This is a genomic window from Bradyrhizobium sp. AUGA SZCCT0222 (assembly GCF_018130205.1).
Classification (GTDB): Bacteria; Pseudomonadota; Alphaproteobacteria; order Rhizobiales; family Xanthobacteraceae; genus Bradyrhizobium.
In genome coordinates, this window is sequence record NZ_JAFCLX010000024.1 from 100,788 (window position 1) to 112,310 (window position 11,523).

Below are 11,523 nucleotides of genomic sequence, written 5' to 3' on the forward strand. Positions count from 1 at the left end.
CCGAACTTGGAAGCGTGTCACCGGAAAGCTCTTCCCGTGCCGCAACTGGTGACGGCTACCTTTCCGCTTACCCGCGAAGTCTTCTGCACATTGTCGTCGAGGTACCTCTTGTCATAGGACACCTCGACGGTGCGAACGCCGTTAATCCTGTCGAGGAGGCTTATCTCCGCACCGCCATCACCTGAATTCGCCGGAACAAACCGGCAGCAATTCGGATTCTCGCCGAGGAAATCGTCCGGATTGGCATAGCGCTGAGACCGGACCAGTTTGGAGATGCTCCCTCCCGGAACATCCTCGGTGACGCCGTCAACAGGATCGTGAATGACCTCATGGATCGCGCCCTTGAAGTAATCCCTGTCGCTCAGAATCCTGCCTTCCAGGACGCACAGCCCGTTGCTGGACGCAACAGAAAGCACAATCCCGAGGCAAGCAAATGCAATGAGCAGGCGACGTAAGGACATCCTTGGATGGCCTACGCCGCAGCCAGCAGATCGTTGTATTCCGGATGCTTGCCCATAAAACCCTGGATGAACTCGCATTCGACCGTGAGCTTGCGTCCCTGCGCCCGAACTGCATCGAGCGTCGCGCGCGCCAGCTTCGAGCCGACGCCTTTGCCGCCGAGCTCCGGCGGCACTTCGGTATGCACCAGGGTGATCGCGCCGGGCGATTTGCGATAGGCGACGAACGCGATCGCGCCTTCGATTTCGAGTTCAAACCGGTTGCCGGCGTCATTGTCGCGGAAAGTGTCGGTCATGCGAACTCCGGTATCGGTGCGTAGGGTGGGTTAGGCGAAGCCGTAACCCGCCATCTTCGTTCTGCATCGGCGGTGGATTACGCGGAGTTTATCATCGGGCGCGCATTCGCGCGACCCGGTGGCTAACCCACTCTACGAAATTACGCATTACGTCGCCGAAAGTTCCGGCGCCGGCGGGAACACGACGCGGTCGTCGGTGCGGCAATAGCGGTCGGCGAACATGCGGCCGATCGGGTGGTAGCGCTCCATGTGCACGCGCATGGTCTGCGTATCCCACAATTCGTCGCGGATGTAGAAATTGATGCCTTCGCCCATGATCAGCGTGCGGTCGCCATTGACGTCGATGGTCTTCCAGATCTTGCACTCCATCGCCCAGGGCGCATCGGCCAGCCGCGGCGCCGCGACCCGGGTCGAGGGCGCAAGTTTCAGGCCGAGATAGCCGGGCTCGCCGATATCGGGCGGAAAGTCGCCGCTGGAATCGTGCATCGCACGGGCCAGCGGCTCGTCGGTGAGGTTGACGACGAATTCGCCGGTGCGCTGGATGTTGACCAGCGTGTCCTTGACGCGCCCGTCGGGCCGCAGATTGACCGCGAACATGCACAGCGGCGGGTCTTCGCAGAACACATTGAAGAAGCTGAACGGCGCCGCGTTGACCACGCCGGTCGGGCCCACCGACGTCACCCATGCGATCGGCCGCGGCAGCACGAATCCGGCGAGCAGCTTGTAGCGCTCGCGCGGTAGCAGGTTTTCAGGCGCGTATTCCATGGCGGGATTCCTGTTTCACGCGTGGGGCGGGTGAGCGACTCACTGCGAGCGCGCCCGCGGAGGCACCCCACCCCAACCCTCCCCCGCAAGTGCGGGAGAGGGAGCGCACCGGTGCTTGTAGTCTGATCGAGACCAACACTGATTCATTTTGAGCACGCTGCGTGTCGCAGAGCACGCTCGTCTCCCTCTCCCGCGCTTGCGGGGGAGGGCGGGGTGGGGGAGCGGCTCGGGGATTACCAATACGCGCCCCCAACCAAGCCTACGGCATGCTCAGTTCGTGCCTTCCGACCACCATCCAGTGCACCTCATCCGGACCGTCGGCGAAGCGCAGATGCCGGACGTCCTGGTACATCTCGCCGAGCTGGCTCCATTGCGAAATACCTGTGGCGCCGTGCATCTGGATCGCCTGGTCGATGATCTTGCAGGTGCGCTCGGGCACCATGGCTTTCACCATGCTGACCCAGATCCGCGCTTCCTTGTTGCCGAGCACGTCCATCGCCTTGGCTGCCTTGAGCACCATCAGCCGCATCGCCTCGATTTCGCAGCGCGCCTGCGCGATGATCTGCAGATTGCCGCCGAGATGGGCGATCTTCTTGCCGAAGGCTTCGCGGGTAAGGCCGCGCGACACCATCAGGTCGAGCGCCTTTTCCGCCTTGCCGATGGTGCGCATGCAGTGATGGATACGGCCTGGTCCCAAGCGGACCTGCGAGATTTCAAAGCCGCGGCCTTCGCCGAGCAGCATGTTTTCCTTCGGCACCCGGCAATTGTTGAAGCGCAGATGCATGTGGCCGCGCGGCGCGTGGTCGTGGCCGAACACGTGCATCGGGCCCAGGATCTCGACGCCGGGGGTGTCGATCGGCACCAGGATCTGCGACTGCTGCTTGCTCGGCGGTGCGTCCGGATTGGTCTTCACCATCACGATCATGATCTTGCAGCGCGGATCGCCGGCGCCGGAGATGTAGTACTTCTCGCCGTTGATCACCCATTCGTCGCCGACGAGTTTTGCCGAGGTCGAGATGTTCTTGGCATCGGAGGAGGCGACATTCGGCTCGGTCATCGCATAGGCCGAGCGGATTTCACCGGCCAGCAGCGGCTTCAGCCACTTCTCCTTCTGCGCCTTGGTGCCGACGCGCTCCAGCACTTCCATGTTGCCGGTGTCGGGCGCCGAACAGTTCATGGTCTCCGACGCCATCGGATTTTTCGCCAGCTCAACCGCGATATAGGCGTAGTCGAGGTTCTTGAGGCCCTGGCCGGTCTCGTCGTCGGGCAGGAAGAAGTTCCACAAACCTACTTCCTTGGCCTTGTCCTTGGCCTTCTGCAGGCACGCAAGCTGTTCCGGCGTAAAGCTCCAGCGGTCGGTCTTCTTCTCGCCAAGCTTTGCGAATTCGACCGACATCGGGTCGACGGTTTCGCGGATGAACTTCTTGACGTGCTCGTAGAGCGGACGGACCTCGTCCGACATCCGGAGATCATTGAGCTCTTCGCCCGGATTGAGGTTGTAGGTCGTCGTTCGCGGGATGTAGGCGTGTTTCATTAGGATCCTCCCATGCGGCGTTTTCCATTCTGCGGATAATCTTTGGAACGCGCCTGTTGGGCCGCAATCTAGACGCCTGCGCGGTCCCTGCACAAGCGGGGAGAGGCACCGCGCGCAGCGCCCTGCCGCTAATGCATGCGGTGATGCCGCGCCGGGGAATCGGATGCGTATCCCCTTAATTGGGCATATTGCTTCATCTGATCGGGGAGCAGGATTTGCGCCGTTTCGAGGTGATATTTCAGATGCGCGTTGCGCAGTTCCGCCTGCGTCTGGCCGATCTTCGTCGTCGCTTCCCTCAGCGCGTCTGATGTGATCGAACGGTTGGCGAATTGCCGGTCGAGCGCGCTTTCCTGCTCGATCAGGTTGAGTCCGATCGGTGTCGCTTCCGCTTTCATTGTTTCAAACAGTGTTTGAATCCGTTGCTTCTGCGCCGCCGACAGCGCCAGCCTGTCGGACAATTCCAGCACGTGCATCGGGCCGGGGTAGCCGTTCAGTTCGGCCGCCAGCGCCAGGCCCATGCCCCTGCCGGCCTTGAGATCATCGATCTGCTGCGCGGACAGCGCCTTGATCGAGCGGCCCTGCATCCCCGCATAGGGCGACTGCGCCATTGCGGTGGTCGAAACGAGGGCGAGGATGGTGATGGCGGTGGCAATGGCTTTCATGAAATTCTCCTGTGAAGTTTCGCTCTTATCGATCCGGATGACGCGTGCACATCAAGGTTCCGTCAGAGCGACGTCATTGCGAGGAGCGAAGCGACGAAGCAATCCATTCTTTGATGCGCGATGGATTGCTTCGCTTCGCTCGCAATGACGAAAGGGATCACCCCACCCGCTGAAAGACGCTGAACTGGAAGTGCTGTTGCGAGCCCCAGGGCGTGGCATGGTCGTTGCGCTGGCTTTGCAGCAACCTGAACCCCGGTCCCAGCGTCTGTGCGAGCCGCGCCGCATCGTAACGCATCACCGGCAGGCCGCTGCATTTCTCCGGTCCGTCCAGCGCGAAGGTCGCGATGATGGCGTGGCCGCCGACCTTCAAACCCTGCTTGAACCGCGCGATGTAGCCCGCACGGTCACTCTCCTCGGTCAGGAAGTGAAACGCCGCCCGGTCATGCCAGATGTCATACGCCCGCGACGGCTTCCATGTGGTGGCGTCGGCCACAAGCCAGTGCGCACGTGAGGCGCGTTCGCCGAGACGGGCCTTGGCGGCCTCCAATGCCGCCGCGGACAGATCAAGCACGGTGACATCAGAAAATCCCTGATCGACGAGGTGATCGACCAGCCGTGACGCGCCGCCGCCGATGTCGATGATCGCCTGACGGGGCGCAGCCCCGATCCCGGCGATCAGCGCCAGCGAAGGGGCAGGGCTTTCCTGAAACCAGCTGACCTCGTTCTCGCGTTTGCTGGTGTAGACGTTCTCCCAGTGCGCCTGGCGGCTTTCGCTTTCCATCGCGTCCTCCGTCCGTCCAGCGGGGGCCAACATCATATTCCGGCCTCGCCTGGCTTGCCATTGAGATTCATCGCTGGGTGGAGAATCCGCTGCAGCCGCGCGCCTTTGACCAGCGCATAGATCGCGGGAATCACGATCAGGGTCAGCAGCGTCGATGAAATCATGCCGCCGATCATCGGCACCGCGATCCGCTGCATGATTTCAGAACCCGCGCCGGTGCTCCACATGATCGGCAATAGCCCGGCCATGATGGCAACGACTGTCATCATTTTCGGCCGCACCCGCTCGACGGCGCCCTCCATGATCGCATCGTAAAGGTCCTGCTTCGTCAGCGCGCGGCCCTCGGCCGCCCGGCGCGCCCGGATCTCGTCGAGCGCCTGGTTGAGATAGATCAGCATCACGACGCCGGTCTCGGCGGCGACGCCGGCAAGCGCGATGAAGCCGACGACGACGGCGACCGACAGGTTGAAGCCCAGCCACCACATCAGCCAGAGCCCGCCGACAAGCGCGAACGGCAGCGACAGCATCACGATCATGGTTTCGGTCAGCGAGCGGAAGTTGAGATAGAGCAGCAGGAAGATGATCATGAGCGTCACCGGCACCACGATCTTCAGCCGCGCGGTGGCGCGTTCGAGGTATTCGTAGCTCCCGCTCCACATCACGTAAGCGCCCGGCGGGAACTGGATGCTGGCCTTCACCGCGGCCTGCGCGTCGGCGACGTAGCCGCCGATGTCGCGGTCGCGGATATCGACATAGATGTAGACCGCGAGCTGCCCGTTCTCGGTACGGATCGAGGTCGGCCCACGCGATGGTGCGACCTTGGCGACTTCGCCGAGCGGCACCGCGCCGCCGCCCGGCATCGGCACCAGCACGTCACGGATGATGGATTGCGTATCGCTGCGCAAATCGCGGGGATAGCGCATGCTGACGCCGAAGCGCTGACGCCCCTCGACCGTCGTGGTGACGGTCTGGCCGCCAAGCGCGGTCGCGATCACGTCGTTGACGTCCTGCACCATGATGCCGTAGCGCGCCAGTGCCGCGCGGTCGGGGACGATGTCGAGGTAATAGCCGCCGATGCCGCGTTCGGCATAGGCCGACGACGTGCCGGGCACCGCCTTGAGCACCTGCTCGATCTGTTTTGCGAGCCGGTCGATTTCGACTAGGTCCGTGCCGATCACCTTGACGCCAACAGGCGTCCGGATGCCGGTCGACAGCATGTCGATGCGCGCCTTGATCGGCTGGGTCCAGGCGTTGGAAACGCCGGGAAACTGCAGCGCCCGGTCCATCTCGGCGGTCAGGCTCTCCACGGTGACACCGGCCCGCCATTCCGCCTTTGGTTTGAGATTGATCACGGTCTCGAACATTTCGGAGGGGGCGGGATCGGTCGCCGTCAGGGCGCGTCCGGCCTTGCCATACACGGAAGCCACCTCCGGAAAACTTCGGATGATCCGGTCCTGGATCTGCAGCAATTCACCGGCCTTGGTGACGGATATGCCGGGCAGTGTCGTCGGCATGTAGAGCAAAGTGCCTTCGTTGAGGTTAGGCATGAACTCGGTGCCGAGCTGCCGCGCCGGCCAGATCGTCACGGCGAGCACCGCCACCGCCAGAAGGATCACCAGCACCTTGGCGCGCATCACGGCCTTGATGACGGGACGATAGACCCAGATCAGGAAGCGGTTGATCGGGTTCCTGTGCTCGGGAATGATCTTGCCGCGCACGAAGATCACCATCAACGCCGGCACCAGCGTCACCGACAACAACGCCGCCGCCGCCATCGCAAAGGTCTTGGTGAAGGCGAGCGGGCTGAACAGCCGGCCTTCCTGCGATTCCAGCGTAAATATCGGCATGAACGACACGGTGATGATCATGAGGCTGAAGAACAGCGCGGGCCCCACCTGTGACGCTGCCTCGATCAGCACGTCGATGCGCGATCGCCCAGGCTCGGCGCGCTCCAGATGCTTGTGCGCGTTTTCGATCATCACGATCGCCGCATCGACCATGGCGCCGATCGCGATCGCGATGCCGCCGAGACTCATGATGTTGGAGCCGAGGCCGAGCAGCTTCATGGCGCCGAACGCCATCAGCACGCCGACCGGCAGCATCAGGATCGCGACCAGCGCGCTGCGGACATGCAGCAGGAACACGATGCATACCAGAGCGACGATCACGCTCTCTTCGAACAGGGTGCGCTTGAGCGTATCGATCGCGGCGTTGATCAGGTCCGAACGGTCATAGACCGCGACGATCTCGACCGATTTCGGCAGGCTGCTGGCGATCTCGGCAATCCGCTTCTTGACGTTCTGAATCACGTCCAGCGCATTGACGCCGAAACGCTGCAGCACGATTCCGCTGGCGACTTCGCCTTCGCCGTTGAGTTCGGTGATGCCGCGCCGCTCGTCGGGACCGAGTTCGACGCGGGCAACGTCTTTCAGCAGCACCGGCGTGCCGCCGCTGGACTTGAGCACGATATTGCCGAGGTCGTTGATGCCCTTGATGTAGCCCTTGCCGCGAATGACGTATTCGAACTCGGACAGTTCGACGGTGCGGCCGCCGACGTCGGCATTGCTGGCGCGGATCGCGTCGCGCATCTTTTGCATGGTGATGCCGAGGTCGCGCATGCGCTGCGGATCGAGGATGACGTTGTATTGCCGGACGAAACCGCCGACGCTGGCGACCTCGGCGACGCCTTCCGCCTTGGCCAGCGCGAACTTCAAATTCCAGTCCTGGATCGCGCGGGTGTCGGCGAGGTTCAGCTCTTTCGACATGACGGCGTATTGGTAGACCCAGCCGACGCCGGTGGCGTCCGGTCCCATCGTCGGCGTCACGCCCGCGGGCAGGCGCGCCGAAGCGCTGTTGAGGAATTCCAGCACGCGTGACCGCGCCCAGTAGATATCGGTGCCGTCCTCGAAGATCACATAGACAAACGACACGCCGAAGAACGAGAAGCCGCGTACCACCTTTGAACGCGGCACGGTCAGCATCGCCGTGGTCAAGGGGTAGGTGACCTGGTCCTCGATCACCTGCGGCGCCTGGCCGGGATACTCGGTATAGACGATCACCTGGGTGTCGGAGAGGTCGGGAATGGCATCCAGCGGCAGATGCGCCAGCGCATAGAGGCCGGCGGCGGTGGCAAAACCGGCGCCGAACAGCACCAGCAGCAGATTGCGCGCCGACCACGCGATCAGGCGGGCGATCATTGTTGCGCCCCCTCGGCAAAACCCTTCAGCGCGGCCTTCAGATTGCTTTCCGCATCGATCAGGAAGTTCGCCGAAACCACCACCGGCTCACCATCGCTGACGCCGTCGCGGACCTCCACATAACCGTCGCCGCGATGGCCGAGCTTGACCTCGCGCGGCTCGAAGCGGCCTTCGCCTCTGTCGACGAACACCGCCCGGCGCCGGCCGGTGTCCATCACGGCGCTCTCCGGGATTGTCAGCACCGGCGCGGAACTGCCGATGTCGATTTCGGCATCGACATACATGTCGTGGACCAGCACCAGATCGGGATTGGCAAGCTCGATCCGCAAGCGCCCGGTGCGCGTCTCCTTGTTGATCTGCGGATAGATGACGTTGATCTTCCCGGTGAATGTGCGGCCGGGAAAACCGCGCGCCTTTACCGTCGCCGGTTGCCCGAGCGCGACCATCCCCATTTCGCGTTCGGCGACGTCGATGATGGCCCAGAGCTGGCTATGGTCGGCGATCCGGAACAGCACGTCGCCCGGCTGGGCGCGCGCGCCTTCGATGGCGTTGCGTTCGAGCACGATGCCGTCACGCGGCGATGTCCATTCGACGGCAATGGGAACCGTCCGGCTTTTCTCCATCGCTGTTATGGCCGCATCGGGCACGTCGAGATTCATCAGCCGCTGCCGCGAACCCCTGCCATAGGCCGCGTCGCTGCCGATCGTCCGGGAATTGATGGTTGAAATGTATTCGGCCGCAGCCGACGAGATCGCCGGACTGTAGACTTCCATCAAGGGCTGGCCCTTGGCGACATGGCTGCCGGTGGTGACGTTCGCAACCTTCTGGATATAGCTTTCGGACCTCATCGAGATCACGGAGACGCGGCGTTCGTCGAGCTGGATGGTGCCCGGCGCGTGGATCGTGCTGCGGATGGTGCGCGGCGCCGCAGGCTCCGACCTGACCCCGGTGCGCTGGATTTTCCCCGGCGACAGTTTTACCGAACCGTCATCGCTGTCCTCGCCCTCATAGACCGGGATGTAATCCATCCCCATCGAATCCTGCTTGGGGGTGGGGGAGGTGTCCGGCAGTCCCATCGGGTTGCGGTAGTATTTGATCTTGCGCTCGGCCGGCGCCGCTGATGGCGCGGCCGTGCCGTGCGCGCTGTGGTCCTTCATGTCAGCGGTTGCGAAACCGGCTATGCCGGTCGCGGCAACGCCGATCAGCGCACCCCAAAGGGCGCGCGAAAGCTGCATCGTCTTCATTGTCGAAATCCTCGAACTCGCTTGGTCAGCCGCGGTAGCGGCATGCTTGGCGGACGCGCGAACGCGCCGCCGGGACGTCAGGCGTTAAGCCGAACGGACCAGGGAGCGGGGAGGTCTTGGCGGGGGATGTTGGCCGAGGCTGTCGGCCTCGGGGTCGCTACCGGGCGCCAGCAACCGGATCGTGACGGGCCGGACTTCAATCATCCCGGCCGGCGATGGCGCGTGAAAATTGGTGACCATGCAGAGCGCCATCAGCGGGCACTGGTCGCAATCCATGGGCACGGATTTGTCCGGGCAGCATGGCATGTCGGCGGCCATTTCCGCCATCTCCGCCGCCACCGGCGCAGCCATGGCCATGCCGTTGCCCGCGTTCGCAGGCCGGGAAAGCGGCGCCAACACGAGCCCGGCGATCACGAAGATCGCCAGCAGCCGGCCGAGATGGAACCATATTTTCACCCGTGCATTTTCTCACGTTCCGGCCACCAGGGGAACCTCGGCTGGATCACTAATTCGCCAGAATACCTTCGTCATTCCGGGGCGCGAAGCGAACCCGGAATCTCGAGATTCCGGGTCTGGTGCTTGCGCACCACCCCGGAATGAGGGTTGAATTTGAGGCGCCAGGTCGATCCGCCAGATTACATCCGGGTAATCCGCGGCGCCTCGACGCACCATGGCTTCTTGAAGGGGGGCCAGTAGGCTCCATACATCCTGACATGTCTGCCACGGCATGCGGCCGCGGCGGCAGGGAGACAACAATGAGCTATTTCAAGACTGCCATTCTCTTGGCCGGTCTTACCGGCCTCTTCATGGGCGTCGGCTATCTGATCGGCGGCGCCGGCGGCGCCATGATCGCGCTTGTGATCGCCGCCGCGACCAATCTGTTCGCCTACTGGAACTCGGACCGCATGGTGCTGTCGATGTACGGCGCCCATGAGGTCGATCGGCAAACCGCGCCCGACCTTTACAACCTCGTGGCCGAGCTTGCCGGGCGCGCCGGCCTGCCGATGCCGCGCGTCTTCGTGATGGACGAGGCGCAGCCCAACGCGTTCGCCACCGGCCGCAATCCGCAGAACGCGGCGGTTGCCGTGACCACCGGATTGATGCACTCGCTCAGCCGCGAGGAGCTGGCCGGCGTGATTGCGCACGAACTCGCGCACATCAAGAACCACGACACCTTGCTGATGACGATCACCGCGACCATTGCCGGCGCCATCTCGATGGTGGCGCAGTTCGGCGCGTTCTTCGGCGGCAACCGCGACAACAATCATGGCCCCGGCATCGTCGGTTCGATCGCGATGATGATTTTGGCGCCGTTCGGCGCGATGCTGGTGCAGATGGCGATCAGCCGGACGCGCGAATACGCCGCCGACGATCTCGGCGCGCGCATCGTGGGTCAGCCGATGTGGCTCGCTTCCGCGCTGGCCAAGATCGCCAATGCGGCGCCTCAGGTGCCGAACATGGAAGCCGAGCGCAATCCGGCGACGGCGCACATGTTCATCATCAACCCGCTGTCGGGACACGGCGTCGACAATCTGTTCACGACGCACCCCTCGACCGAGAACCGCATCGCCGCCCTGCAGCAGCTCGCGGCGGAGTTGGGCGCGGGCGGCACGGCTTCCGCTGGTGCCGGTCGCAACACGCCGCGCCGCGGTCCGTGGGGCCGCCCCTCAGCCTCGCGCGGCCCGTGGGGATGAGCGCGTAACGTCTCTCACTTCGTCATTCCGGGGCACGCGAAGCGTGAACCCGGAATCTCGAGATTCCGGGTTCGATGCTGTCGCATCGCCCCGGAATGACGACGGAGAGATCTGCGACAAATTAACCCGACGGGCAAAATTCCGCTTCCCTCGTCGGGCAAATCAGCGGTTTGAATCGTCGCGTCCCGCCCGACAAGAGGGGCGTGCGCACGTCACGAACGCGCGGCGGGATGCGGTGGACGCTGGTTCACGTCTGACGACGGCGTGGATTAACGTACGGCAAAACCGTGTGGTCCTGGCGCCCGTTGCCGGCGTCAAGCTGTCGGAGAAGCGCAAGCGGAAACGACAGCGACGGAGTCAACCCAGAACTCGTCTCCGGGGAGATCACGGCATAAGCCGTAAAGCCATTGCGCAGGGAAGGCCGGGTGTTCACCGCTGCCCTGTATGCTCGTGTGCAGCCACTTAGTGCAATCCGCACACGGGACCGCGGGTGCAGCGCGCACCCGGTCTTCCCTGCGCCCTCTAATTGGAGAGGGCGGGAAGTGTCCAGCAAAGCTCGGGCGCAATGCGTCGCGAGAATGCAAAGTTGTGTTTTGTATGATGGTGGCACAACAAACACCGCCGTCGTCCCGGCCTTGAGCCGGGACCCATACGCCGCGGCCCATCGGTGAGAACGCTGGCGTCAGATGCTTTCCAAAACAACGAACATCACGCGGTATGGGTCCCGGCGAACGCCCTAGGGCATGCACACATCTCTAAGGCACCATCCAGCGGCGGCGGCGTGGAAGTATTCGAGGCCGTGCTTCATGGTGATGGGACCTGGCGGCTTGGACGAGGGGTAACCGTCCCAGCCGCCGAGCCGGCCGACGATCCAGGCGGCCCACGCGAGGCT

General features: G+C 63.5%; 10 protein-coding genes. 1 reads left to right on the forward strand and 9 read right to left on the reverse strand.

What is annotated here, in order from left to right:
• Window positions 1-17: 17 nt before the first annotated feature.
• The 9 genes from JQ629_RS21430 to JQ629_RS21470 all read right to left on the reverse strand — a co-directional run bounded on the left by JQ629_RS21430 (window position 18) and on the right by JQ629_RS21470 (window position 9,393).
• Window positions 18-461: a hypothetical protein gene (locus JQ629_RS21430; RefSeq protein ID WP_212414351.1), complete on the reverse strand. Its 444-nt coding sequence runs from the start codon at window positions 459-461 to the stop codon at window positions 18-20.
• A gap of 11 nt (window positions 462-472) precedes the next feature.
• Window positions 473-754 carry a GNAT family N-acetyltransferase gene (locus tag JQ629_RS21435; protein ID WP_212414352.1) on the reverse strand — a complete coding sequence of 94 codons (282 nt, stop codon included), beginning with the start codon at window positions 752-754 and terminating at the stop codon, window positions 473-475.
• A 147-nt stretch (window positions 755-901) separates the two neighbouring features.
• Window positions 902-1,519, reverse strand: coding sequence for a flavin reductase family protein (locus tag JQ629_RS21440; RefSeq protein WP_212414353.1), 618 nt, complete (start codon window positions 1,517-1,519; stop codon window positions 902-904).
• Between the two features lie 259 nt (window positions 1,520-1,778).
• The gene (locus tag JQ629_RS21445) at window positions 1,779-3,053 is read right to left on the reverse strand and encodes an acyl-CoA dehydrogenase family protein (RefSeq protein ID WP_212414354.1); all 1,275 of its coding nucleotides are present in this window, start codon (window positions 3,051-3,053) and stop codon (window positions 1,779-1,781) included.
• A 128-nt stretch (window positions 3,054-3,181) separates the two neighbouring features.
• Window positions 3,182-3,715, reverse strand: coding sequence for a Spy/CpxP family protein refolding chaperone (locus JQ629_RS21450; RefSeq protein ID WP_212414355.1), 534 nt, complete (start codon window positions 3,713-3,715; stop codon window positions 3,182-3,184).
• A gap of 157 nt (window positions 3,716-3,872) precedes the next feature.
• A complete protein-coding gene (locus JQ629_RS21455) occupies window positions 3,873-4,496 on the reverse strand; it encodes a class I SAM-dependent methyltransferase (protein WP_212414356.1) in 624 nt (207 codons plus the stop codon).
• A gap of 32 nt (window positions 4,497-4,528) precedes the next feature.
• Window positions 4,529-7,693, reverse strand: a complete 3,165-nt coding sequence (locus JQ629_RS21460) for an efflux RND transporter permease subunit (protein WP_212414357.1) — start codon at window positions 7,691-7,693, stop codon at window positions 4,529-4,531.
• Window positions 7,690-8,937: an efflux RND transporter periplasmic adaptor subunit gene (locus JQ629_RS21465; protein WP_249135188.1), complete on the reverse strand. Its 1,248-nt coding sequence runs from the start codon at window positions 8,935-8,937 to the stop codon at window positions 7,690-7,692. The genes JQ629_RS21460 and JQ629_RS21465 overlap by 4 nt, the downstream gene beginning before the upstream one ends.
• A gap of 84 nt (window positions 8,938-9,021) precedes the next feature.
• Window positions 9,022-9,393, reverse strand: a complete 372-nt coding sequence (locus tag JQ629_RS21470) for a hypothetical protein (protein ID WP_212414358.1) — start codon at window positions 9,391-9,393, stop codon at window positions 9,022-9,024.
• 299 nt (window positions 9,394-9,692) lie between these two features.
• On the opposite strand from JQ629_RS21470, the gene htpX reads away from it, so the two are divergent.
• Window positions 9,693-10,631, forward strand: a complete 939-nt coding sequence (gene htpX, locus JQ629_RS21475) for a zinc metalloprotease HtpX (protein ID WP_212414359.1) — start codon at window positions 9,693-9,695, stop codon at window positions 10,629-10,631.
• Window positions 10,632-11,523 lie beyond the last annotated feature (892 nt).